The organism is Hungatella effluvii (assembly GCF_003201875.1).
Classification (GTDB): domain Bacteria; phylum Bacillota; class Clostridia; order Lachnospirales; family Lachnospiraceae; genus Hungatella; species Hungatella effluvii.
The window spans coordinates 36,662-62,359 of record NZ_QJKD01000015.1; the positions used below are offsets into that span (position 1 = coordinate 36,662).

The 25,698-nt window shown below is 50.6% G+C and carries 20 protein-coding genes; 2 read left to right on the top strand and 18 right to left on the bottom strand.

The window, feature by feature from the left end:
- Positions 1–3: 3 nt before the first annotated feature.
- From DFR60_RS23295 to DFR60_RS23355, 13 genes are all read right to left on the bottom strand, one after another.
- A complete protein-coding gene (locus tag DFR60_RS23295) occupies positions 4–1,065 on the bottom strand; it encodes an ABC transporter permease (RefSeq protein ID WP_002601544.1) in 1,062 nt (353 codons plus the stop codon).
- A complete protein-coding gene (locus DFR60_RS23300; protein ID WP_110325025.1) occupies positions 1,055–2,623 on the bottom strand; it encodes an ABC transporter ATP-binding protein in 1,569 nt (522 codons plus the stop codon). The genes DFR60_RS23295 and DFR60_RS23300 overlap by 11 nt, the downstream gene beginning before the upstream one ends.
- Positions 2,624–2,642: 19 nt before the next feature.
- A complete protein-coding gene (locus DFR60_RS23305; protein WP_110325026.1) occupies positions 2,643–3,764 on the bottom strand; it encodes a BMP family lipoprotein in 1,122 nt (373 codons plus the stop codon).
- Between the two features lie 34 nt (positions 3,765–3,798).
- The gene (locus DFR60_RS23310; protein WP_110325027.1) at positions 3,799–4,572 is read right to left on the bottom strand and encodes a DeoR/GlpR family DNA-binding transcription regulator; all 774 of its coding nucleotides are present in this window, start codon (positions 4,570–4,572) and stop codon (positions 3,799–3,801) included.
- A 78-nt stretch (positions 4,573–4,650) separates the two neighbouring features.
- Positions 4,651–5,700, bottom strand: coding sequence for an S-methyl-5-thioribose-1-phosphate isomerase (gene mtnA / locus DFR60_RS23315; protein ID WP_110325028.1), 1,050 nt, complete (start codon positions 5,698–5,700; stop codon positions 4,651–4,653).
- Between the two features lie 396 nt (positions 5,701–6,096).
- On the bottom strand, positions 6,097–6,393 hold the full coding sequence (gene yajC / locus DFR60_RS23320) for a preprotein translocase subunit YajC (protein WP_002601549.1): 297 nt from the start codon (positions 6,391–6,393) through the stop codon (positions 6,097–6,099).
- A gap of 54 nt (positions 6,394–6,447) precedes the next feature.
- Entirely contained in the window at positions 6,448–7,590 is a 1,143-nt protein-coding gene (gene tgt / locus DFR60_RS23325) for a tRNA guanosine(34) transglycosylase Tgt (protein WP_110325029.1), read from the bottom strand.
- A 9-nt stretch (positions 7,591–7,599) separates the two neighbouring features.
- Positions 7,600–9,780, bottom strand: coding sequence for a protein translocase subunit SecD (secD, locus tag DFR60_RS23330; RefSeq protein ID WP_110325030.1), 2,181 nt, complete (start codon positions 9,778–9,780; stop codon positions 7,600–7,602).
- A gap of 18 nt (positions 9,781–9,798) precedes the next feature.
- On the bottom strand, positions 9,799–11,193 hold the full coding sequence (scfB, locus tag DFR60_RS23335) for a thioether cross-link-forming SCIFF peptide maturase (RefSeq protein ID WP_110325031.1): 1,395 nt from the start codon (positions 11,191–11,193) through the stop codon (positions 9,799–9,801).
- Positions 11,194–11,322: 129 nt separating this feature from the next.
- The gene (gene scfA, locus DFR60_RS23340) at positions 11,323–11,469 is read right to left on the bottom strand and encodes a six-cysteine ranthipeptide SCIFF (RefSeq protein WP_002601553.1); all 147 of its coding nucleotides are present in this window, start codon (positions 11,467–11,469) and stop codon (positions 11,323–11,325) included.
- Positions 11,470–11,550: 81 nt separating this feature from the next.
- Positions 11,551–12,954 carry an MFS transporter gene (locus tag DFR60_RS23345; protein WP_110325032.1) on the bottom strand — a complete coding sequence of 468 codons (1,404 nt, stop codon included), beginning with the start codon at positions 12,952–12,954 and terminating at the stop codon, positions 11,551–11,553.
- Between the two features lie 27 nt (positions 12,955–12,981).
- Complete coding sequence (locus DFR60_RS23350; RefSeq protein WP_110325033.1) at positions 12,982–13,773, bottom strand: SDR family NAD(P)-dependent oxidoreductase; 792 nt, start codon at positions 13,771–13,773, stop codon at positions 12,982–12,984.
- Positions 13,774–13,820: 47 nt separating this feature from the next.
- Positions 13,821–15,800 carry an FAD-dependent oxidoreductase gene (locus tag DFR60_RS23355; protein WP_110325034.1) on the bottom strand — a complete coding sequence of 660 codons (1,980 nt, stop codon included), beginning with the start codon at positions 15,798–15,800 and terminating at the stop codon, positions 13,821–13,823.
- Positions 15,801–15,909: 109 nt separating this feature from the next.
- On the opposite strand from DFR60_RS23355, the gene DFR60_RS23360 reads away from it, so the two are divergent.
- Entirely contained in the window at positions 15,910–16,530 is a 621-nt protein-coding gene (locus DFR60_RS23360) for a TetR/AcrR family transcriptional regulator (RefSeq protein WP_110325035.1), read from the top strand.
- Between the two features lie 432 nt (positions 16,531–16,962).
- On the opposite strand, the gene DFR60_RS23365 is transcribed toward DFR60_RS23360, so the two are convergent.
- The 5 genes from DFR60_RS23365 to DFR60_RS23385 form a co-directional block, all read right to left on the bottom strand.
- Positions 16,963–19,083, bottom strand: coding sequence for a YcxB family protein (locus DFR60_RS23365; RefSeq protein WP_243005162.1), 2,121 nt, complete (start codon positions 19,081–19,083; stop codon positions 16,963–16,965).
- A gap of 317 nt (positions 19,084–19,400) precedes the next feature.
- Positions 19,401–20,396, bottom strand: a complete 996-nt coding sequence (locus DFR60_RS23370; protein WP_110325037.1) for a hypothetical protein — start codon at positions 20,394–20,396, stop codon at positions 19,401–19,403.
- 93 nt (positions 20,397–20,489) lie between these two features.
- Positions 20,490–21,323 carry a carbohydrate ABC transporter permease gene (locus DFR60_RS23375; RefSeq protein ID WP_110325038.1) on the bottom strand — a complete coding sequence of 278 codons (834 nt, stop codon included), beginning with the start codon at positions 21,321–21,323 and terminating at the stop codon, positions 20,490–20,492.
- A gap of 10 nt (positions 21,324–21,333) precedes the next feature.
- Positions 21,334–22,224 (bottom strand): carbohydrate ABC transporter permease, encoded by an 891-nt coding sequence (locus DFR60_RS23380; protein WP_243005163.1) that lies wholly within the window; start codon positions 22,222–22,224, stop codon positions 21,334–21,336.
- An 18-nt stretch (positions 22,225–22,242) separates the two neighbouring features.
- Positions 22,243–23,646 (bottom strand): ABC transporter substrate-binding protein, encoded by a 1,404-nt coding sequence (locus DFR60_RS23385; protein ID WP_110325039.1) that lies wholly within the window; start codon positions 23,644–23,646, stop codon positions 22,243–22,245.
- Positions 23,647–23,934: 288 nt separating this feature from the next.
- On the opposite strand from DFR60_RS23385, the gene DFR60_RS23390 reads away from it, so the two are divergent.
- Positions 23,935–25,695, top strand: coding sequence for a cache domain-containing sensor histidine kinase (locus tag DFR60_RS23390; RefSeq protein WP_243005164.1), 1,761 nt, complete (start codon positions 23,935–23,937; stop codon positions 25,693–25,695).
- Positions 25,696–25,698 lie beyond the last annotated feature (3 nt).

Here is a 25,698-nt window from a genome sequence, read left to right on the forward strand (position 1 = left end):
CCTTTATGCGTCAGCCGCTTCTCTCGTCATTTTCACAGTCAGTTTCTTCTTATATCCGGCAAGGAAACCGGTAGCTGCAATCAGGATAATGATCACGCCCTGTATGATGGACACCACTTCATTCTGCACATCGGTTCCACGGCTCATGATATCGGATCCGATTCTTAAATAAGCAAGAAGAAACGCTCCAACCGGAACAAACTTCGGGTTATTTCTCGCAATGATAGCGATGATCAGACCATCCCAGCCATATCCTGACCGCCACTCCCAGTTAAAACGCTGCTGTGATCCCATCATATAGGCTGCTCCGCCCAGACCGGCAATGGCTCCTCCAATAATCTGGGACAGGAGTATCGTCCCCGTCACTCCGATGCCAGAATACTTCGCAAAGTTTTTGTTCTCCCCACACATGCGGATGGCATATCCCCATTTTGTATGGTACAGGAACAGCCATGCAGCAATCACAAGGACCACCGCGATCACAAGTCCGAAATGGATACCTCTGGTAAATTCAAACAGCCTTGCCGTCTTCGCAAATTTCAGGGAAGCTACGTGTGTGCTCTTTGGGTCCTTCATATAAGTCTTTAAGAGGAAATCACCAATATAGAAGGTAATGTAGTTTAACATCAGAGAGGAAACAATTTCGTTTGCCTCAAACTTCAGTTTTAAAATCGCCGGCAGAAATGCAATCAGTGCTCCGGCGGCAAGTCCTGCAAACAGGGCTGTAAAAGCATGAATTCCAGGTCCCATCTTAAGCAGGGTCGCCGCAAGGGCAGCCGCAAGACCTCCCGCATAGAACATGCCTTCCACTGCAAGGTTGTAAACCTTCGTCTGGAGAATGAATGTAACCGCCAGTCCCGTGAACAGCAGCGGAGTCATAAGCTCAATAATATTGGCAATATAACGGAATGAAGTAAGCGGGGCCACAAAGAACTTGTAGATGGCCTCCAAAGGCTGACTGCTCACCAAAAAGATAATCACCACCGCAAATACAACGGCAATTCCGACAGCCAGAAGGGTTCTTAACAGTTCAAACCGGGACATGATTTTATTCTTATTCTTCACAGCAGGCCCTCCTTAAGTCTTCCTCCGACTGGTGCTTCACGCCGAGCATATAATATCCCAGCTCTTCTTCAGTCATTTCCTTTGCCTGGGGGAAGTATCCTGATATTTTCCCCTGGCACATGACAATAATGCTGTCCGAAAGTTCCAGAATTTCATTCAAATCCGCGGAAACCAGAAGGACCGCGCAGCCTCTGTCTCGGATTTCCACAATTTTTTTGTGAATAAACTCAATCGCGCCCACATCGACGCCGCGCGTCGGCTGATCTGCAATCAGAATCGACGGTTCTGCAGAAAACTCCCGTGCTACGATCACCTTCTGCATATTTCCGCCCGACAGCATGCCTATCTCATCAAGAGGACTTCCGCAGCGAATATCGTAATCACGAATCCCTGCCTCCACCCAGCGGTCGATCTTCTTTTTATTCAGAAACAGCCCGGAATTCACTTCTTCGGAATCACAGATACTGGAAATCATATTTTCCCGGATAGTCACGTGTCCCGCGGCCCCATAGACCATGCGGTCCTCTGGAATATAGGACATCCCCTTTCGCCTGATCTCCTTGACGGAACAGCCCGCCGTCTGGTCCGTACCGATCATCACTTCTCCGTTTCGTTTGTCCAGATGCCTCATACCGGTAATCAGTTCCACCAGTTCTTCCTGGCCGCTGCCCTCCACTCCGGCAATTCCCAGAATTTCTCCTGAGCGCACGGAGAACGAGACACAGTTAAGCACCTGTCTGCCCACCTCATTTTTACAGCTTAAATTCCGGACAGACAGCCTCGTTTCCTTCGGTTTCGCCGGCCCTTTTTCCACCTTTAAGATAATGTCACGGCCCACCATCAATTTCGAGATGTCCTCCACTGTCAGACCTGTAACATCATAAGTACCCACGCCTTTTCCATGGCGCATAATGGTGATCCTCTGGCAGATCTCTTTTATTTCATTCAGCTTATGAGAGATAAAGATAATGGTAAGGCCCGATTCCTTCAGCTTGTTTAGCTGTTCAAACAGCTCCTCCGTCTCCTGAGGTGTCAGCACCGCCGTCGGCTCATCTAAAATAAGCAGCTTAACTTCACGGTACAGCGCCTTTAAAATCTCGACCTTCTGCTTCTTTCCAACCGATAAATCACTGACGGCTGCCGTCGGGTCCACATCAAACCGGAAACGCTCCGAAAGCGCTCTGGTAATTTCAACCGCCTTTTTCCGATCCAGAAAACCGTTCTTTTTCGGTTCCTTTCCCAGCACAATGTTCTCTGCCACGGTAAGGGAAGACACCAGCTTAAAATGCTGGTGCACCATCCCGATACCGAGACGCAGGGCATCATCGGAGGAAGCGATCTTCACCGGTTTTCCGTCCAGCTCTATCGTACCTTCATCCGGTTGTTCTATTCCGAACAGGATCTTCATGAGCGTCGATTTTCCGGCTCCGTTTTCCCCCATCAGGGCGTGAATCTCTCCTCTGTTTACAGAAAAATCCACATGAGAGTTGGCCAAAACTCCGTTGCCGTATACTTTTGTGATGTTCTTCATGCTTAATATTTCTCTGGCCTGCTCCATCCGTATCACCCCTCTGCGCTTATGGCTGAACTTCGCCCTTTAATGATGCGATTTCCTCATCTGTCATATCAAATGCACTTCTGATTTCAATTTTTCCGTCAATGATATTCTGCTTCGCTTCCGCTACCTTTTCTCTCGCTTCTGCCGGTACGTTCTTCTGATACCAGCTGTTGTCCGTGATTTCAATACAACCGTCGGACAGTCCATACGTCTTTACTGTGCCGAATTCCAGTTTTCCGTCCAGATAATCGCCAACTGCCTTGTCAATGGAGATATCCACCCGTTTTAAGATAGATGCGTAGATAGCATCCGCCTTCTTTTCGTCACTGGAGAACAGTTCTGACTGATCCGAATCCGTCCCGATGGCGTGATTGCCGGTCTCCTTGGCCGCATCCAGAACGCCCAGACCCGCGCCTCCTGCCGCCTGAAATACGATGTCGGCTCCTGCGTTATATAATGCGATTCCGATCTCTTTTCCCTTGGCCGCGTCCGTAAAACTGTTCATATAGCCTGTGTTAATCTTGATATCCGGGTTTACCACCTTCGCACCTTCTATGTATCCTACCAGCCAGTCATTAATGAGGGGAATGTCAAATCCGCCGGCAAATCCCAGCTGTCCTGTCTTAGAAGCGGAGGCGCCCAGCACACCCGCCAGATAACCGCCTTCATAGCACTTATATGTCATGCAGTAAATATTGGAATTAGCTCCGTCGGAGAAATCCACACTCTCATCGTATAAGATAAACTTCTGATCCGGATACTCCTCAGCCGCTTCCTGAAGCGGCTGGGAGATATTGACGCCGCCCGTGATAATGATGTCCCAGCCTTCATTAATAACGTCTTCCAGTGTGGCGGAATACTTGGTGATATCCGTTCCCATCTCCACAACCTTTGTGCTGGCACTGTAGTTCTCTTCGATCAGTGCCAGACCGGCATTGGCAGAATCAAAGAAAGACTTGTCTCCCAGAGTACCCGGAACGAGCAGAAGCACGCTTAAATCCCCGTCTTTTTTCTCATCTCCGGCAGGTGTCTCTGTCGATACGCTCTCCCCAGCCGTATCTGATGTCTTTGCACCGCCGCATCCTGCAAGCAGTCCTGCCGTTAAAGCTGCCGTTAAACAGATTGCCCATACTTTCTTCATGATTGTTCTCTCCTTCTCCTTTTGCTGTATCTTATCAGACACAGTGAATATGTTTGTTGTTCTTTCTGCATTCTTCCGTAAATTCTGTTACATACTCTTCTTCCGAAGCATCTACAATCAGCTCCGTAATCTCTTCCAGGTCACAGACCTTGTAAAAAGCTCTGCTCGCCAGCTTGTGATGATCCATCAGGAAATACACTTCCTCGCTGGCCTTAATCATCGCCTTCTTAACCTCTGCCTCATCTCTCGTGGCATCGGAAATACCATGCTTCTCATCCACCGATTTGGAGGAAAGAAATGCCTTGTCCACATAATAATTATCCAGCATACGGACCGCCTCGATCCCTACCAGCGACATAGCGCTCTTTCTCAAACTTCCTCCGATCAGGATCACGTCAATCTTCTCTTTGTCCTTCAGCTTCATGCAGATGCTGATGTTATTGGTGATCACCGTGGCGTGCACCTCTAAGTAATCCGCCATGGCATACACCGTGCTGCTGGCATCCATGAAAATGGATTCTCCTTCACCCACCAGAGATGCCGCGTATCTGGCGATCCTATCCTTCTCCTCTGCATGAAACTTCACCCGCTTGTCCACCGGATCTTCATACGTGCCTCCCGGTATGCTTCTCGCGCCTCCCAGCACTCTCACCAGGCTGTTGTCCTCTTCCAGCTTCTTTAAATCTCTCCGGATGGTCATCTCAGATACCATCAGCGTATCCTTTAGATAAGTGATGTCCACGAACTCATTTTCCTTCACGTAATCCAGAATAAACTTTTTTCTTTCTTCTGCGGTAAATGTCTTCATACCTGCCTCCATTCATGTAAACGCCTGCATTTTGGCGTTTCCGGTAGAAATGAAAGGCAGCTTCCTTTCACCTCTTCCCTATTTTTTCATTAGTATCTCTAAGTTGTCACGGAAAGGAGGATACACAATTCCTTTCTCGGTTACAATGGCCGTAATATACTCGGCCGGTGTTACATCAAATGCCAGATTGTATGTCTTCACTTCCTTCGGGGCAATGTATTCCCCGTTAATGCGAAGGACCTCCTCCCTGCTTCGCTCTTCGATCGGGATCTCATTTCCGGTTGGACACTCCATATCAATCGTGGTTGTCGGCGCCGCGATATAGACCGGTACGTGAAACTGATTGGCCAGAACGCTGACACTGAAGGTTCCTATCTTGTTCGCCGTATCTCCATTAGCAGCTACACGGTCGCAGCCTACGATAAGAGCATTGATTTTCCCCTGTGATAAAACAACTGCGGCCATATTGTCACAGATCAGCGTCACATCCACCCCGTGTTCTACCAGTTCAAAAGCGGTTAAATTGGCTCCCTGGAGCCTTGGTCTCGTCTCATCTGCAAAGGCTTTGATATTCATTCCCTTCTCCTGAGCCATATAGAACACAGACAGTGCGGTTCCATATTCTGATGTTGCCAGACTTCCCGCGTTGCAGTGGGTGAGAACAGTGTCCCCATCCTTTAAAAGGCTGAGCAGATTCGTTCCAATGTTCCGGTTTGTCTGCTTGTCTTCTTCATGAATCGCCACAGCTTCCGCTTCCAGTCCCTTCCTTACAGCCTCAAGAGGCTGTCCTTCACCGGTAAGCGCTTCTGCTCTCTCTACCATTCTGTCTACGGCCCACATTAAGTTCACCGCGGTAGGACGGGAAGACTTTAAGTATTCTCCCTGCTCCCTGTAAAAATCCATAAACGCAGCCGTGTCCGTTCCATCAAAGGCATTGGCAGCCAACACCATACCGTATCCGGCCGATACGCCGATAGCCGGTGCGCCTCTGACTATCATGGTCTGGATCGCCTGATAGACATCCTCCAGGGTTTTACATGTTGCATATGTAACCGTATTTGGCAGGAGTGTCTGATCTAACAGAAGTAAATTCCCCTTCTCCCATTTTAATGTGATAATTTCTCTCATGTTATTTCCCAATTCCTTTCCCTTTTGTTTGTTTCTAACATCTATATCGAGATATTATCATATTAAATGTTTGAAGTCAACATATATCTTGTTATTTTTAAACATATTTTTATAATAAGGGGATGGCCTATTGGGATATTTTACCCTGTTTCAACAGAAATGGCAAGTTTTTTTGTTTGATTACCTCAAATTGGCAGGATTTGGTTGTTATTTTTTAACATTCATGTGTGAAGAGACATCAGGCCAGATATCCCGTTCCCTCAGCGCGAAAAAAGCTGGCTGCCGAGAATCAATTCTTTGATTCTCAACAGTCAGCTCTTTACACTGATTCTTCTTTTTCAATTTTATATCTTGCTTTCATTCGCGCCCGGTCATTCCATCGAGTGCGGCTGCCTCTTAAACCTCTGGCTTCTCCACCTGAACGATGGCAGCCTTCTGCATCGGAATTCTGCAGTTCTTGTTATTGCCGAACTCTACGATCACGGTATCATCAGTCATATCGATAATAACGCCATAGAAACCACTGGTAGTCAAAACGCTGTCACCAATAGCAATGCTTGAAAGCAGTTCCTGCTGTTTCTTCTTTTCCTTCTTCTGCGGTCTGATTGCAATAAAATACATAAAGCCGAAGATTACCGCGATATAAATAATCCAGAATCCCATGCCCATGCCGCCGCTGGTTGCTAATGCCATAAATCATTTCCTCCTTATATAACGATCCGCCGCCTCGCTACGGTATCATTGTCCTTACTTCTCTGCTTGTACCGCCGTCATGCCGGCAAGCTTTTCCGCTTTGTACTCTGCATAACGGTGCTGTTCGATTGCGTCGCGAATCTCTTCCATCATTGTATTATAAAAGTACAAATTATGCAAGACACATAATCTCATCCCGAGCATTTCTTTTGCTTTTAACAAATGCCGGATATAAGCTCTGCTGTAGGAACGGCAGGCCGGACACCCGCAGCCCTCTTCAATGGGGAGGTGATCCAGCTCATACTTGGAATTAAATAAGTTCCGTTTACCCTGATTGGTATAGACATGGCCATGGCGGCCGTTTCTGGACGGATAGACACAGTCGAAGAAATCCACGCCCCGGTCCACCGCCTCCAGGATATTGGCCGGCGTTCCGACGCCCATTAAATAGGTTGGCTTGTGTTCCGGAAGGTACGGCACGGTTTCATCTAAAATACGGTACATCTCCTCGTGGCTCTCGCCGACCGCCAGGCCGCCCAGCGCGTATCCGTCCAAATCCATGGCGGAAATGGTCTTCGCGTGTTCGATGCGGATATCTTCATACGTTCCGCCCTGGTTGATGCCGAACAACAGCTGTTCCCGATTGATGGTCTCCGGCAGGCTGTTAAGTCTGGCCATCTCTACCTTGCAGCGCTCCAGCCATCTGGTGGTCCGGTCAACGCTGTTCTGCATATATTCCCTGGTCGCCGGGTGGGGCGGACACTCGTCCAGCGCCATGGCGATGGTGGAACCCAGATTCGACTGGATCTGCATGCTCTCCTCCGGCCCCATGAAAATACGGTGGCCGTCGATATGAGACTGGAAGTAAACGCCTTCCTCTTTGATCTTCCTTAACCCGGTTAAGGAAAAGACCTGAAATCCGCCGGAATCCGTGAGGATCGGACGGTCCCAGTTCATGAACTTATGGAGTCCGCCGAATTCCCGGATCAACTTATCACCGGTTCTCACATGAAGGTGATACGTATTGGACAGCTCTACCTGGGTTCTGATCTCCTTTAAATCATCTGTGGAGACCGCTCCCTTGATGGCGCCAACCGTACCGACATTCATGAATACCGGAGTCTGGATGGTTCCGTGCACGGTGGAAACCTCCGCCCGTTTTGCACGGCCATCCTTAGCAATAATTTTATAATTCATTCTGTTTCCTTACTTTGATTTTTTTGAGCTCTTCGCCGCTGCCTTAGCCGCTTTTTCAGCAGCCTTTTTCTCTTCCATATGCTTATTCTTGTAGATCGTCATCACATACCATAAGGAACCTGTGATGCAGACAGAAGAATACGTACCGCATACGATACCAACCATCAGAGGAAGTGCGAACTCACGAATCGAGGACACACCGAGAATAAACAGTACGAATACCATGATGAACGTGGTCAAAGAAGTGTTGATACTTCTTGTAAATGTCTGTGTGATACTTAAGTTTACGATCTCGGAAAGCTCCATCTTGCTGTTCACCTTTAAATTCTCACGGATACGGTCGAAGATAACGATGGTGGCATTGATGGAATAACCGACAATAGTCAGCATACATGCTATGAAGGTGGAGCCGACAGACCATTTTAACAGAGAATAGAAGGTCAGCACAACGAGCACGTCATGAAGCAGCGCCAGTACGGCACTTCCTGCAAACTTGATATCTTTAAAACGGAACCAGATATACAGCAGCATACAGATGGTGGCGATGATAACTGCGATAAATGCATCCTGCTTCATCTCCTTGCTGATCGCACCGGAGATGCTCTCCGCCGTGATCTTCTCGGCTTCTACGCCGAAATTATCGACCATTGCCTGGTCTAAGTTCTGTCTCTCTTCAACGGATAACGTCTTTGTCTTAATGATTACTTCGTTGGTTCCCGCAACCTTCTGCGTCTGAACCTGCGCGTCGCCGGTCACATTTTCAACCACCGGAACCACCTTGGAAGAGATATCCTCCAGTGACATATCCTCGTTAAATGTTACATTTGTAGAGGTACCGCCCTTAAACTCCATGCTGTAGTTTAAGACATCGCCGGTCTGTGTCTTGTTGACCACAAGGCCGCCAAGACCGATTACGATTACCAGTAAAGATACTGCAAACCAGATTTTCCTCTTTCCAAGGAAATCGATGGTCTTCTTGTCCGTCTTCGTTCCGTAGAACTTCGGATCCTGAAATCCCAAGTTAAACAGGGCATTCAGAATGAACTTGGTGATGAACAGCGCGGTGATCATGGATAACACGATACCGATGGCCAGCGTGGAAGCGAAGCCCTTAACAGTACCGGAACCTCTCCAGAACAGTACGCCGGCTGCGATTAAGGTGGTCACGTTGCCGTCGATGATGGCGGACAGCGCTTTGTTGAAGCCGGACTTGATGGCGGACTGAACCGTCTTTCCAAGGCCGATCTCCTCTTTGATACGTGTAAAGATAATAACGTTGGCATCAACCGCCATACCAATGGAAAGGATGATACCGGCCACACCCGGAAGTGTCAGGGTCACACTGAACGCGGAAAGCAGGATCAGGATCAGGCCTACGTATAAGGAAAGTGCGATCACGGCCGCAAGACCCGGCACTAAATATACAATAATCATGAATACGGCTACGATGCCGAATCCGATTGCGCCCGCCTTTAAGCTGGTGGAAATGGCTTCCTGGCCAAGCTTAGCGCCTACAACGTTGGAACGAAGTTCTTCCAGCTCCAGGGAAAGGGAGCCGATACGGATAGTGGAAGCCAGCGTCTCCGCCTCTTCATAGGAAGTCATGCCGCTGATCTGGCACTGGCCCTGTGTGATTGGCTCATTAACGACCGGGTTGGAGTAGATCTTGCCGTCATAGATGATGGCGATTCTCTTGCCCACGTTCTTTGTCGTCGCATCTGCGAATACGGTCTTTCCGTCGTCGGTAAAGGTTAAATCAACCATATACTTCTTAATGCCGTTTTCGTCGGTGATAACCGGCTTCGCGGTGGCAACCTGATTGCCGTTTAAGATGGTCTGCCCGGCTTCGTCGACGAAGATCAGGGAACCTGGCTTGCCCAGCTCTTCCAGGATCGCGTTGGCATCCGATACGCCTGGAATATCGACGTTGATACGGTTGCTGCCTTCCTGATAGACCTCAGCCTCTGTACTGTAGTTCTGAACCCTCTGCTGCAGTTTGTAAATGGTATCCGACATATCCTCGGCACTGGGGTTCTCTTCCTTTGCCTGGTACGTAATGCTGACACCGCCTGCCAGATCGAGGCCCAGCTTAATGTCATTCATGGTAGTATATCCGAAATATCCGAACAATCCTACCAGAGCCAGAGCAATAATCAGCCCGATCAGGCCTTTGCCTTTGTTACTTTTCATGACTTTTCTCCTTTAATTTTAGTCTTCAGCCAAAGCCGCTTTAATCATGATGGCGCATTCGATCCTCTTCTTCTGCATTGCGCAGCCGATGTCATACGCATCGGTAATGCTCCCATGGAAATTATAAGAATTGGCCGCGCAGCCGCCGCTGCAGTAGAATCTCGCGAAACAATTCCTGCACTTGTCCTTCGCATAGACGTTGCAGAGTTTGAATTCATCGCGGATACGTTCGTTGGTCACACCTGTATCAACATTGCCGAGAAGGAATTCTTCCTGGCCGACAAACTGGTGGCAGGGATAAAGATCACCCCACGGAGTCACCGCTAAGTACTCCGTTCCGGAACCACAGCCTGAAAGCCTCTTGGCAACACATGGTCCCTGATTTAAATCGATGTTGAAATGGAAGAAGTTAAAGCCCCGTCCCTCTTTTTTCCGTTTGATGTACTCTTCGGCAAGATGGTCATACTCTTCCATAATCTGCGGGAGATCTTCCTCCCTGATGGCATACTCTTCCTCCGGCGCTGCTACCACCGGCTCGATAGACATGCTTCGGAATCCCAGATCCGCAAATTCCGTCACGTCTTTGGAGAAATCCAGATTATGACGGGTAAATGTTCCGCGGACGTAATAATCCCTGTCGCCTCTCATCTCGGCAAACTTCTGGAACTTGGGTACGATTAAATCGTAGCTTCCCTTTCCGCCCCGGAACGGGCGCATCTTATCGTTGACTTCCTTCCGGCCGTCGAGACTCAATACGACGTTGCTCATCTCACGGTTGCAGTAATCCATGATCTCGTCGTTTAACAAAACGCCGTTGGTCGTCATGGTAAAACGGAAGTTCTTATTATATTCTTTCTCTTTTGAACGGCCGTATTCAACCAACTGCTTTACGACTTCCCAATTCATTAAAGGTTCGCCTCCGAAGAAGTCCACCTCTAAGTTTCTGCGGTTCCCGGAATTCGCAATCAGGAAATCCAGCGCCTTCTTTCCCACCTCGAAACTCATAAGCGCCCTGCGGCCGTGATACTCGCCCTCCTCCGCAAAGCAGTACTGACAGGCAAGATTGCAGTCATGGGCAATATGGAGACAGAGCGCCTTGACTACGGTCTTCCGTTTCTTGAAATCCACCACGTAATCGTGATACTGGTCCGTGGTTAAAAGCTCTTCCGCGTCGATTAGGTACTGGATCTCATCCAAAGCCTCCTGTACCTCGGCTTCTCCATATGTAGGGGATAGACGCTCCATCACTTCCCGCGCCACTTCTTCCGAAAGCTTCTCTGGTTCGGCAAGCTCCGGCACGCGCTCCGCCACAATCGCGACCGCGTCGTACATCACCGGATCGACGCTGTGAACAGAACCGCTGTTGACATCCATGATAATATGGAAGCCATTATTGATATATTGATGAATCACTGAAATGTTCTCCTTGTCTTAACGATATTTTAACGCCATAAACGAGTTTTGGGCAGACAAGCGAAGTAACCCCTACCGTCCTTACGACCGTAGGGGTCTTTTCACTCATCTGCCTCATATTCCGGCATACTATCTATTGCTGTTCTCGCAGCTCTGGTTGCCCACCGTACAGGATGTCTTGCAGGCTGACTGACAGGAAGTCTGGCACTCGCCACAACCGCCTTTTTTCATAGATTCCTTTAATGTGCTGGAATTTAATGTCTTAACGTGTTTCATTCTTACACCTCCTGTATTTACCTAATTCTTTGAGATTATACCACATGTTTTTAAGGAGTGCAAGGTAAAACGCCCCCGGGATTACGGGGATTTTCGAATTCCCTCCTGATTTTTCACGCCCAGAAGGCCGATTGCAAATACCACGGCAAGACAGATTCCAAATACCAGATAGATCCTGCTGAGCGACTGTTCCATAGGGGCACCGCTGTTTAAGAATGCTCCTGCAACCGCGCCGCAGATCGTTCCGCCGGCGGATCCCGCAAATGCGATCATTCCCTGGGCAGCGCCGTAGTTTTCCTTCGGCATCGTCGTCTGGAGGAACGGCGTGTTGATTACCTGGTCGCAGGCGTAGGCCACACCGCCCAGCAGCGTCATTCCATAGATTACCAGTACGGAGGAATCCGGTTTTAAGAAAAATGCCCATACTAGCAGCGGAATGGCACCGCCCAGTCCCATAATCATGTAGGCGGTCCGGTAGTTCTTCCTGCTTTTTGCGATAAACATTCCCACAAAGGATGCGAGCACCGCGCTGCAGATTGTCTGCGGCATGCTCAGGGTAGAGCTGACGGTGGCGGACACATTCATGACATTCTGGGCGAACAGCACAATGTAGGCGCTGGCCGTCACCACATACATGGTAAAGAGCAGATGGCAGATCCATGCGATCCGAAATTCCTTAAACCGGAACAGTTTTACGGAAATCACCGGATTCTCCGCCCGGTACTCATAAATAACCAGCGCGGCCAGCCCCAGAATTCCTACTGCCAGCAGAGCCATGCCCAGAGGAGATTTTCTTGGAAACATGACATTTCCAAAATTCAGGTAGGCGACCAGAGAACAGATACTCACAATCAGAAGAATCAGTCCGGCAAAGTCCACCTTACTTCCCGTATGTACCGCCATCTTTTTATTGGGATAACACGTTACATAAATGGCGATTACCACGATTCCCAGCGGAATTCCCACAAAGTAGGCAGCCCGCGCCATTCCCGCATCGGCCAGGATTCCGGCCAGCAGAGGCCCGGCCAGCATGCCGACAGCCGATGCCGTAGCCAGATATCCATAGTATTTTGGCCGCTCCTTCATGTCGGTCACATCCGCAATGATGGAGAACGCGGATGAGATGAAGAAACCGCCGCAGATGCCGCTTAACCCCCAGCATACCAGGAGAACCCATCCGGTCCGCGCCAGGCCGCCTCCGGCCACACAGACCAGATACGCGGCCAGAGAAATGACGGTCAGCCATTTACGTCCCAGCGTATCGCTGAATTTCCCCGCCACCGGGGACGCGATCATGAGTCCCACGGAGCTGAATACCGTGACTACTGCGTAGATGCTCATAGCGTTAATTTCCGTCAGGAGTCTCGGCAGCGCCACACCGCACCCCAGATTGATCACCATGTAGTTAAAATACATGATAATACAGGCGGCGATTACCAGCCCCTTTTTTCTATTATCCAGCTCTATATTCACATTGCCAGCCATAAGTTTTCCTTCCCCCTTCTCCGGATTTTATGCTTTCCCTGACATGCTGCCGGCGTAATCAGCTCCCGGCAGCGTGTAGCCGCCGTTGACTAACAGGCACTGTCCCGTAATGAAGGAGGCTTCGTCGCTGGCAAGGAAGAGAGCGGCATTGGCCATATCTTCCGGCTCCGCGACGCGTCCCATCGGAACGGCTCTGGCATACTGCTCCACAAATTCCGGAGGCAGCACCTTGACAGCGTCTGTCTTCGTAAATGGAGGCATAACGGCATTGCAGCGCACGTTCTGGCGGCCGTACTGGATCGCGATGTGCTCGGTAAGCGCATTTACCGCTGTCTTGGCGATTCCGTACCAGCTTCTGGTCAGCTGAGGTACTACCGCGGTCTCAGAGGATATATTGACAATGCTTCCGCCGCCTCCCGCGATCATGTGCGGAATCGCATACTGAGCGCACAGGGCTGTGACAATGGTATTGAACTCAAATGCCTTTAAGATGGCTTCCATATCACTCCCGACAATATCTTTGTTTCCCGGCTTCACGCCGCCGCCTAAATTATTGACCAGAATATCGATGCGCCCCTCCGCCTCGTATACCTGATTTACCATGGGTTCGATCGTCTCCAGAATATCTCCGTCGAAATAGACTGCCTTGACCCGGCGTCCCAGTGCATTGTGGGCATCCGCGATCTCCTGGCCCGCGTCCATACGGCGCACAGCCATGTACACGATGGCTCCCTCTTCGGCAAAGCGGTCGGCAATGGCACGGCCAATTCCTCTCGTACACGCGGTAACAATGGCTACTTTATCTTTAATTCTGTCCATATTATTTTTCCTCATTTCTCTAATTAATGTTGAAAAGCTCTATTTTTCTACAGGCCAAGCGCCGTATAATATCCGGCCGACGAAGAAGCGGCAAAGCTGTCCGGCTTATCGCTGTCGCCGATGTTATAGAATTCCGGCACCAGGCTCTTTAAGCGCCCGCAGAGCTCATTATTGGGCTTATCGCCAATGCTGATCAGCACATCATCGCACACGATCTCCGTTTTCTTTCCATCCTTCTCTTCGATTACGACTCCGTTATCGGTAATCTCACGACAGGCGCACTCCATATAGGTTTTCAGTTCGTGTCCCTTCAAATGGCCCATCAGTATGGACCGTGTGGTCGCGGCCATCTTGCCCGCAAGCGTATCGAGCATCTCCACGATCGTCACCGTCTTCCCTTGCTGAAGCAGAAGCTCGGCTGTCTCGCATCCCACGACGCCGCCGCCGATGATTACAATATGGCTGCCAACCGTTTTACCCAGAAGAACCTCTTTCGCACTGGAAACTATGGGTTTCTCAAATCCCGGGATCGGAAGCACCGCCGGACGGACGCCACAGGCCCAGATCACCGCATCCGGCTTCCGGGATGCCACATACGCTTCATCTGCCGTTGTATTCAGCAGGACTTCCACGCCGTTAAGCGCCAGCTGCTTCTCATAATAGGGATACAGCTGTTTTAAGTTATCCTTATATGGCGGCGCCACTGCGTAATCCAGCTGGCCGCCAAGATGGTCATTCTGCTCCACCAGCGTTACTTTGTGGCCTCTCCTCGCAGCTGTTCTCGCAGCTTCCATTCCCGCGATTCCTCCGCCGACCACGAGCACCTTCTTTATCACTGCCGCCGGTTCCATCGTGTAGTCATTTTCCCCGTTTCCAAGCACCGCGTTGCAGGAGCAGCGGATATGGCGGTTATAGGAAAGCTGGTCATCGGCACACAGATTGCATCCGATGCAGGGGCGCGCCTCCCCGCAGCGGTCCTGCTCCATGTATTCCACAAGGTGCGGCTCTGCTAAAAGACCGTGTCCCATAAATATAAAGTCACATTTCCCTTCCGCCAGGGCCTCCTCGGCCAGTGACGGCAGATACGTGCGGCCTCCTCCGATAAACACAGGATCTTTCTTTTCTCCCGGCATGGAGAGAACCGCCTTTCTCACAACTGCGGAAAGGCCCAGCATACGTCCCGGCTTATCCGCCGTACTGGGGATATCGTCGATATCGGGCACCGGCTTCCAGGAGCCGCCCATGACCTCGATGCCGTCGGCTCCCGCAGTCAGGAACTTATTGGCGTAGAACATCCCCTCTTCCATGGTGATTCCGCCCTGTTCTCCGGCCTCCATCACCGCCTGCTTTACAACGAGGCCAAAATCCGTACCGCAGGCTTCCCTGATTTTCCCGATAATATTCGTATAGAACCGGCTTCTGTTCTCCGGGTTTCCGCCGTACTCGTCGGTTCTTATATTGGCGGTGGAGGACAGAAACTGCTGGCCCATGTAATATCCGCAGGCGTGAAGTTCCACTCCGTCGAAGCCCGCCTTCTGCGCCCTGACAGCCGCAGCTGCGTATTTGTCCTCAATCGTGCGGATCTCTTCGATGGTAAGTGCCCGCGGCTCCTCATTGCCGAATCCCATCATATAGGAAAATGGCATTGCCACGGCGGAAGGACCTACCGGCTGCGCCCCGATATTTTTCCTGCGTGCACCGCGTCCCGTGTGGCTGATCTGCAGAAAACATTTTGCCCCCTGTGCGTGGATGGCCGCTGCAAGCTTTGCAAGTCCAGGTATGTATTTGTCGTCATCCGCCACCAGCATGTTCACGGTGTTTAACCCCAGAGGCGTGTCTACACAGGTTACCTCGATGATGATTAATCCGACTCCGCCCTTCGCCCGCTCCACGTAGTGATTGATGATGGCGTCATTGACAAAGCCATGATCCGACATGTTGGTCCCCATCGCAGACATGACGGTGCGGTTGCGCACCTCTACAGAACCGATCTTACCAGGTGCAAAAATGTGTGGATAGTGATTCATATAAAACCCTCCTTAAGTGTATTATGTCATACCCCTCTCTTCACAAAGAGAGGTAATCCTGTTATAATAAAATACTGAACATGAAATTATACAGAAAGCGGGTAATCACATGAGCCTTCGCCAGAAAGAAAAATCTGAAATGACCCATCAGGAGATAAAAGCCGCCGCTCTCCGGCTTTTCCTGGAAAATGGATATAAGAATACAAGCGTTCAGGACATCGTTACGGAATCCGGTTATTCCATCGGCTCCTTCTATAACCACTACAAAACAAAGCGCGACGTTCTGGCTGATATCTGGAATGAACACGCCATCGCATTTATCTCTCACTCTATTGATGAGATGAAAGCCATACGCACACCGGAGGAGCTGGCCGACTATCTGATCGATAACTCCAACGCCTTCGACCGGGACGAAAAAACCATCAGCCTGGCGAAAGCCGCGCAGGAAGACCTGGTCACCGTCGGCAAAAACTATGAGGGGGTCCGTGATATCTCCCAGCTTTACTTAAAAGAGATCGCCTCCGTTCTTCGTATCTTCTGCCCTCATACAGATGAGGTCATCCTTCTGTCCCACGCCAGCGTCCTGGATTCGATCCAGTACTCCCACTCCGAGGTTACGAGAAAGAAAGTAGGATATTTCTTTGACGATGACACGGTGAAACGCGATATTCTGCTTCTTATGAATGCCTGGATTCAGGAAGACATACAGGGCATGAAAGAAGGCAGATAAAAGGCGGCAGAGAAGAGTTCCCCTGGAGGAGCTCTTTATTTTTGTCTTGAAACTGAACATATTCTTTTTATGAATATATTCAGTTTTAGAATACATTCACTTTTTGAGAATGTCAATAATTTATCAATATTTTCTTCGGGAATCATGCATATTTTCCCTTATGCACAATTCTGCAGCTAATTTTTTGTGCATTTTGCGATAGATATCGTTTATGTCGGATAAAATCTAAGCCAGATACGGCTTGCACCGGATTCAGTCTGCACAGAGAAACCTTTGCCAGTAAAGATGTTCCACGAAAACAGAAAACCGGATTTATCAGGATCTCACTCAATCCCGATAAATCCGGTTTTCTGTAATTTCTATTTCTCAGAAGATACAAGTTCTGCCGCACTCTCAGCCCCACTCTCTGCCGCACTCACCCATCACTCACCATCACTCTTTAACCACACGAAACGCCTCGTCCAGCGCCTCTGCTCCATGAAACCCGACAAATTCCTCCGGCACGGGCATTTTCGTCATATGCCCCACAAGCTCCACCCATTTTTCCATCTGGAACACGTAGCTGCTGTCCTTCCAGATCGCCTCCGCCTCCTCTTTGGAGATATCCATATATTTCAGCAGATCCTCCGGGAAGTTCTGTTCCTTGCCGTAGATCTGAAATTCCGACTCAAGAATCCACGGCCCGTTGGCCGCGGCCCTCTCATACGCATGTTTCTGATCCGCGTCAGAGTAGGCCACCATCAGTAAGTCTCCGTCAAACTCATCGTAAAGGATCACCTCCGACTGAAAGATGCGCGCCACCGCCTTCGCCGCCTCCCTGGTACAGTTCTGCTGGAGTGACGGACAATCAATCCCCAGCCACTTGCTTTCCGGCGCTCTGACCGCCAGGGCGTCTCCTGACGCAGGATAGGCGCCATTACGGATCTTCTTCACTTCCCTGAGCTTCTCCGCGATCTCCTCATCACTCATGGCATGATCCATCAGGACGAGACAGCTGGTCATATAGACATTGTCGCCGTAGTATCCGTGAAATATCTCCTCTTCCATGGTTCTGCAGATTCCCACCGACGTATCGGCGGCCCGGAAGGAATCCCGTACTGCTCTTGCCGTCTGCAGGCTCACATCATCTTCACGCTCCGGCGTAATGCTCAGGGAATAATACCGTTTCGGTCCGTAGACATCGAGTCCGATCACGTGCCGGACGCCTTCTCCGCCTTTGCTCCGGATTTCACGGCTCACGACCGTCCAGTCCCCGGATTTTTCCAGGTTATAATCGATCACCTCCACCTCCGAATCGAAGGCCGCGGCGCCCCCGTAAGTCTTGGCGATATATTCCGCCTTTGACTTCGGCAGCATCTCCGTTACGTCATCCCCTTCATATGCACTGGACAGCCCGCCTGTCACACTGACCTGTCCCCAGTCCGAACGCAGGGCATCGTAAGAATTATACTGATCCTGACTGATCTCCCAGCCGCCCCCGGGAAGGGTGATCCGGTAGAACATTGACGAAGATACAAAGGTGCCATCCTCCGTAACTGCATCAAATACCGCGTCATCCGGAATAACTACGAGCAGATCACTGCCGCTTACTTCTTCGGAATCAGCCACCCTCTCTCCGGAGCCTGTCATCGGTGCTCCAAAAACTGACGTTTTTATTCCTCCGCTCCCATTAACACCATTCAGCGCCCCTAAAATCATGGCGCCTGCTGCCACCGCCGCCACACAGCATATCGCCGCCTTCCCCGGCATATTCCATCTCACCATAAGCGGCACAGACTTCTTTTTCAGGCGAAACGCGGGATTGTTGAATCGGCATCGGGCGTCACAGACACGCATCAGCGCCTCGGCCCCCTCCATTCCTCCCAGCGCGGCAAGAGGCAGCAGCAGGCCGTCCCCCTCTTTTTCCGCAAGATACAGCGTCTGTTTTGTATAAAATGCACCGGTGATGTTCTCATAAGGATGAATCACAGCCGCGCGTTCCGTGATTTCTATCAGACCTCTCCGTCCTGCTGCCACCATCTGCTCCCCGATCATGCGGTACGGAAATGTGCCCAGCTTCCTTAAGTGTTCCATCTCCCTTCTGCTAACGCGCAAAAGGCCATACTCTGCCTTCACTTCCTCAATCTGCCTGATATACCGGCAGGGTGCAAATCTGCTGTCCGCGCAGATATCGGCCGCCTCCTGAAAGGAGATCCGCATCTTCCCCATTTCCTTAATCCGGCGTTCAAAATCCCCCCGCCACGCGTTTGCCTCTTCTACTCTTCCCAGCAGGCGCTTCGGCACCGCCCAAAAGCGCATCATATCGTAAAATACGAAAAGCGTTTCCAGCTCGTAAAGCCGCTCTATGGCGCCGTACAGAATATATGCTTCACACGCCCCACTCCTGGCATGGATTATCTCTTCCTTCACGGTCATCTCAACCGGTTCCTTCAGGCAGGAAAAATCATTTCTTCCCGGCCTTGCTTTTCGCAATTTCACATACGTTCCGTGAAACCAATGGATAAACTCTTTGTACTCTTTATCACTCAGCTCATAAGTCAATTTATCGTTCATGTAAAATCCCCCTGGTAAATTAACTTCATTATAAGCAAAAATTTAGGCAAATACCATACTTTCTTTCAAACGCTCGCCAGAAATGCAGAATGTACCCACACAAAAGGACCAGTAAGGAAGAACCGGCAGCCGAAGCTCCCGCTGATATTCTTCCAAAACTGGTCCTGTCTTCTTTTCGATTATTTCCGCACGTTTCTCAGCAAAGAGAGGATCTCCTCCCTCTCCGGCATGGATGGCGCCGTCCCGATCCGTCCACTTCCAAAAACCAATGCTTTCCTTCCCATACCGGTTCTCCTGTCACTCTTCCCTGAGAAATTTTACTTCCTGTCTCCATTTTTACATTCCTGAACCAGAATGCCCTTGATCAGCTCCGTTCCGCGTTCCTTCGGACAGCTGCATAGAATCCGGACCGCCTGCATCAGGAGTCCAAGTCTCTCTTCGGGCCGATCCGTAAACTGGTCCTTCACCCGGCAATAGGCGTACATAAAGCGGCTGCATTCCGGTTCTCCCATGCCGATATCCTCCACCGACATGATGACGATCCGTTCCCAGAGATACGCCTCCATCTCACTGCCGCTTAGGAATGCCTCGTACGCCAGCATCAGCGCTTCCCGCTCCAGCGCCCGGCGGATGCTCTTTTGAAACGCCGACTGAAGGAGCTCCAGATTGAGACCATGAGGCGATTCCATCTCATAGAAATGATTATAGGCGTCCGAACGGAACGGCCTCGGATGTTCCCCGCCGTAAATGGGCGTCAACAGCTCAATCAGCCGTTTTTTATACGGCTCCGCTCCCTCTGCCTCCGGCACCACTCTGCTCCCTCCATCGGGATACAGGAAATCCAGCGGCGTATGGCCCAGTTCCCTTCCCGCATGGTTGTGGTGATCCTTCGCAAAATCAGGAATCTCCGCGTACACGCCGGCCTGACAGGAATCCCGGACTCTTTTAATCTCCGCCTCCAGAGACGGCTCCTTCTCACAGGCGCACAGATACCGGATGGCCTGGATAAAGCTCAGCGCCTGCATTCCGCCCGCGTCCGGCATATACGGCTCCGTGTGATAGCAGATGCATCTCAAATTGTATACATAAGCCAACGCTCCCGGCTCCGCCAGACCCACGGCACAGACTGCCGCCGTCTCCAGCTGCTTCCACAGTTCCTCCAGCATGACCGGACTCGTTCTGTATAGATCAAAAGCGGTGGAAACCGCCTCATCCGTATCCCCCTTCAGGATATCGTTATACAGCTTCTCAAACGCGGCGCCCACGTTCATCCCGCCTCTCGTTTTGTATTCTGTTATTTTAATCCTGTCCATCTGTATCTCCTTCATCCTTCTCCGTTTTTTCTGCTCATCACGTTCTGGTGCTCATCCCCATTTACACCTTCTGTTACTCCTTTACACCCTCTGTTACCCTTTTACAACGCCGCTGCAGATGCTGCTCTCCACCTTCTCCTGCGCAATCAGATAAAAGACGACCGTCGGAATAATGCTGATTACAATCGATGCAAAGCTCACGGCGTACAGTGTACCGAAATCCCCTTTCAGGTTTAACAGCGCCACCGATATGGGTTTTAACTGCGGCTTCGTTATCAGGACGTTGGCAATCGGCAGTTCGTTATAGATAAACAGAAACGATGTTATTGCACACGTGGAAAGGGCCGGCTTCGCCACCGGAACGATGACCCTCAGAAGCGTCTGAAACAGGGAAGCGCCGTCTATCATGGCCGCCTCGTCCAGCTCCTTCGGGATTCCTTCGATGTACCCCTTCAGAATAAAAAACACCATCGAAAGATTGATTCCGGCATAAATGACCATCAGCACAAACAGATTATTCCGCTGTCCGATGGCGCTGACCATCTGGACAATAGGAACAATGGCGCTCTGAATCGGTATCATCATGGCCGCAATCAGGAAAAGCGTCACCCCCTCACTTCCCGGTATCCGCTTCCTGGCCGTCACATAGGCGCCCATTATGGATACACCCAGCATCAGGCAGATCGATCCGGCCGACAGGAGAAGCGAGTTGGCGGTGGCCCGCAGTATGTGGACCATCCTCTCCGCAGATATATAGTTGTCCAGCCCAAACCGCTGCGGCAGCGCGAAGAAATCGGCAAATATGGTCTGGTCGTCCTTAAAAGAGGACAGTATCGCAAAGTAAAGCGGAAAAATCGTGGTAATCAGCCATATGCCCGCGGCGCAGGCATAGATGAGCCCGCCCGGTGTAATTTTTCTCTTTTTCACGGTTTTCCCCCTATTCTCCTGCCCGTTCAGCAAACACGCGGTTCGTCACGACCGTGATCACGAGGCAGAGCACAATCATAATCACAGCGATGGCGTTGGCATATCCGAATTTACTGTAGGTAAATGCATTCTTATACAACAGCGTATTAGGCACATCCGTGGCATACCCCGGGCCGCCGCCCGTAAGTCCCATGATAAAATCAAAGACCTTGAACGCGCCTGTCAGCACAAATACCACCACGATCTTAAAGGTCGGCTTCAGCTGAGGAAGGGTGATATAGATCAGGCGCTGCCACGGAGTAACGCCATCCATGGCCGCCGCCTCATACACGTCTTCTGAAATAGCCGCCATGCCCGAGGAAAAGATAATCATCTGAAATCCCACGTTGCTCCACATGTTCACCAGCGCCACTCCCCACATGGCGGTGTGAATGTCGTTAAACAGATTAAAATGCTCCGCGATCCCCAGCTCCTTTAACAGCACCGGGACAGGACCCTGTCCCGGCAGCATGATAAAGGTAAACATCAGGCAGATGGCGATTCTGTTGATCACGACCGGCAAAAAATAACACGTTTTAACAAATCTGATTCCAAAAAACTTTTTGCTCACTACCGTCGCCAGAAACAGCGAGACGGGAATTGTCACAAACAGGCCTGTCACACACAAGATTCCCAGATTGATAAACGCCGTCTTAGTCGTATAGTCCTGGAAAAATGTCACGTAATTTCCGATTCCCACAAACCGGTACGGATCGGTGGGAATCCCGTTCCATTCGAAAAACGATGTGAACACCATGTTGCCGAGCGGATAGATAATTACGAAGGTGTAGAGCAGGAGAACCGGAGCGATCATAAAAAATGCTTCCGGCCGGTACTTTTTGCCCCGGACTTTTATTAACAAATCGATCCCCCGCCTTTCTTACTGCGGAAACAGTTTTGCGTACTCTGTGTCGAGTGTCTTTGCGATATCTTCCACCGGCCGCTCCACAAACATGGTCTGAAGCTCCGTATTCGTAATATTAATCACGCTGGCATCGTCCAAATAGGCTGCCATAATATCGGTTGTATCACTTCTCGTCGCATACCCCTCCATAAAGGTCTTCATGGGATTCGGAGACTTCGACGCGTCGTAATCGATATCCACCGGATAGACGCCTCCTCCGGCCACTTCCGCATATCCATCAAAGGTCTCCTTGGAGAGCATGAAGCTCATCAGCTTACAGGCCGCGTCATACTCCGGCGTACCCGGTTCCGCGGAAATACAGAAGCCCTCGCTGGTGGAAGCAAACCAGATGTCCTTATTCTCCGGCGCACTCTCGAGATACGGGAAATTGACGCAGTCAATCTGATCCGCAAAATCCATTCCGTTGAAACGGTCGAAGTAGTAGCTGGCCGTAAAAAGCATGGCGATCTTTCCTTCGCCGAAGGATGTGATATTATTCTCTACCTCATAGGAGATCGCATCCCTGCCGAATACGCCTGCATCGATGAATTCCTTCATTTTATTTAACACGGCCATCATCTCGGGATCACTCCACTTCACCTCATGGTTGATAAATCTGTCCCTGAATTCCAGGCCGTTCATGCGGACCGCCAGTTCGCTGAAGAAACGGCCTAAATCGGCTTTCGTCTTTGCAGCCATGGAGAACGGAACGATCGATGGATCGGCTTCTTTTAATTTCTCCGTCATCGCCAGCACATCTTCCCATGTCTTCGGTGTCTCGATTCCATGCTCTTTTAACAGCTTCGTATTGACATAGACAGGGGAACCGATAACGGAATTCGGCACTCCGTATATGCCTTCCAGCCCTTTCCGTTCAAAGGAGAAGGATCCGAAGACACCTTCATCTGCAGGTCCGGTCCAGTCAGCCGATTCGATCATGGGCGTCAGATCCTTGATGACACCGTTTTTCGCCCAGTCGTAATGCGGGAACGCGTCGGAACAGATAAAAAGTGTTGGCGGGCTGCCTGCTGCGACAGACGCCTTTAAGCTGCTCTTATACGATTCCGCGTCGGCGATCGATACATCCTCCACCTCGATATCCGGGTTAGCCGCCCGGAATTCCTCCAGCTTCTCCATGTAATACTTGGCACGCGGCAGCTCCGGATTCGTAAAACGCGATAAATAGGAAATCTTCACCTTCTCCCCCGCAGCCTGGCTCTCCTTGCCATCCGCAGACGCTTTCGTCCCCTCCTCCTGCTTTGCCTCGCTGGAGACGGCCGCTGCCGATGTGTCCTTCACTTCCGTGGTCTTCTGGCTGCATCCGGCCACCGCCGCTGCCATGGCCGCTGTCAGAAACAGCGCTGTCATTCTTTTCTTCATAAGTAATCCCCCTTCTTCTTCACTTGTTTGTTTTTTACTTACTAAAGCTTATCATAAGCGGCGCTCCGCTCCCATAGTTCTTTTTGAGTTTTTATCTGGAAATTTTTGCACATACGGCATTCCGCTGCGTTCCCCCCTGCATACCTGCTGGCCGAAACTCCGTGCCCTGCATGTAATATTTTGTCATATCTGGACTTTTTTGCTTTTCCTGCGTCCATGTTGACTTTGCAAAACCCGTGCAGTATCATTTCCTTATTAACATTGTGTACCACGGATAAGGAGGTTTTCGTGACCGGAAAAGGATATTTTTCAAGGCTGGAGTCAAAATTCACCTTTATGTACACCATCATTCTGATCGTTGTTATCACCTGCATCGCGTGTTCCATCGGACAGTACAGCAATTCCATCCTGAAAAAGAAGTCGCTGGACAGCTGTATCCAGAAGCTGGACTTTGCCGGAGAACGCTTCGAACAGATACTCGACCGAATTGAAAATGAATCGCTGCTTCTGACCCTGAACCAGGCCGCCCGCTACGAGGCGGCAAAGAAAGAGGACAATTCCCCCTATGAGGAACACATGGAGGCGGCCTCCTTTTCCTCCTATCTCGTGGAATTTCTTTCCACCCAGAGCGCGGTGGAATCCATCAGCTACTACAGCTGGGATGGCTCCTTCTTTTATCAGGACAACTACGGGGCGCAGCCCTCTGTCAAAATCGAGGTGCCCCAGGAGGTCCGGGAGGAATTCTTCCATTCTTCAAAAAAATCTTTCTGGTATATCCACGAGCCAGCGGCCCCGTATCCAGGAGGCAATTTAACCTTTACCTGTTTAAAGAAATCCTTTGCCTTCACCGGCGAACCTCTGGGATTTTTTGCGCTGACCGTGTCGCCGTCCCAGATCCGCGAGATCTACAACGGCTTCTTCTCAGAGGATGAAATCTTCATGATCACAGATAAAAACGGACTCATCTGCGCCGGTACCAAAGACGGCATGCAGGGAAATATGGTGACGGACGTCTTTGCGGACGGCGCTCTCTTAACGACAGGCAGCACCATCACACTGGATTCCACCAGGTATTTATGCACCTTCCAGCCGGAAAAGGACCTAAACCTGTTCGCCCTCACGCCGGAATCCCTGGTCTACCATGATTCCCGGTCTCTCGTGTCCGTTATCCTTGCCATCGGGATTATTTCCAGCATTTTTACATTCTTTCTGTTCCGGTACTCCACCAGAAAGATCATGCTCCCGGTCAACCAGATCATCTCCAATGTCCGTTCCATGTCGGACGGCGACTATGGCGTGCGGATCTCCACCCAGGAGGGGCGTACCGATGAAATCAGCCTGCTGGCCGGGCAGATCAACCAGATGGCCAAAAACACCCAGGACCTGCTGTCCCGCGTCCACCGTGAAAATGAACGAAAGCGGCGCTATGAGCTCTCCTATCTCCAGCTTCAGATGCAGCCTCATTTCTTATACAATACGCTGGAAACGCTCTGCGGCATGATCGAGATGAACAATAAGAGCGAGGCCATCGGCCTTGTCAGCCTTATCTCCAGCTTCTACCGGGACACGCTGGGCAAAGGCAAGGAGATCATCACGCTGGAGCAGGAATTAAAGATCACCTGCGGCTACTTAAAGATCATGCAGAAACGGTATCCGGGCTGTTTCTATTTTGAGACCAGCCTGGAGCCGGAGGTTCTCTCCTGCAGCATTCCGAAGCTCACACTCCAGCCCCTGGTGGAAAATTCCATCATTCACGGTCTGCAGCTGTTCACCTCGGACCGGGCGGGTCTGATTACGATCACCGGGTATCAGGAGGACTCCCTCATCTGCCTGCGGATCGCGGACAATGGAAGCGGAATGGACGAGGAGACCGTCGGCCGGCTGAACAGCCAGATATTTTCGGAGGAACGGAGTTCCTTCGGAATTCAGAGTATCAAGAAACGGCTGAAGCTGTACTTCGCCGTGGCAGACATCCTGGTTACTTCCCGGATTTCAGAGGGGACCGTCATCACGATACGGATCTCACAGCAGCCGGAACCTCCCCTTTAGAAA